Source organism: Vibrio sp. MOR3, from assembly GCF_001557775.1.
GTDB classification, from domain to species: domain Bacteria; phylum Pseudomonadota; class Gammaproteobacteria; order Enterobacterales; family Vibrionaceae; genus Vibrio; species Vibrio jasicida.
Genome location: NZ_LNRD01000054.1, coordinates 1 through 520, shown reverse-complemented (window position 1 = coordinate 520; position 520 = coordinate 1). Strand labels below are relative to the sequence as shown.

General features: G+C 43.1%; 1 protein-coding gene. It reads left to right on the top strand.

The features are described 5' to 3' along the window. The first annotated feature begins 70 nt into the window (after positions 1-70). Positions 71-403, top strand: a complete 333-nt coding sequence (locus tag ATB76_RS26900) for a hypothetical protein (RefSeq protein ID WP_061036402.1) — start codon at positions 71-73, stop codon at positions 401-403. Positions 404-520 lie beyond the last annotated feature (117 nt).

The following is a 520-nucleotide window of genomic DNA, read 5'->3' as shown; positions in this document are numbered from 1 at the left end:
TTTCGCTTCGCTCAAGTATAGCCAAGCGTCGCTCACACCTTAATGCGGCGTTAGGTGTCAGGAGGTCAAATTGTCAGAAAAAGTGATTTTTGCAGACTTTACAAATAATGATTTGGTTGAGTTTAAGTATAATGTCGACCCTTGGGACTCTACGTTGAGCTCAATTGAAATTGTGTCTCACGACAGGAATGGCATGTTCAAAAGCTTCAAGTTTGAAGGTGTGTCTAACCTAGAAATTGAAAAAGGCTTCAGTGGATATCTTGGTGGTACAGCGATTATAGATATCAGTGGCCGTCAATGGGCTCATGCTCAAATAGAGGTTCATAACTATGAGTCTGGCTCAGGAATTTCCTTTTTGGCTATGAGCTTTTCAGTTTCAGAAGTCTCGGAGGCATACACCTAACAAATTGTTCAAGAGGGATTCGCAACGCGTGGCATTTTTACTATGCGCTGGTTTAAGTGATTAAGGTGGTATGCGGCGGCTTCGGTATTGCGTTGCTCACCCCTTAACAAGGCGTTA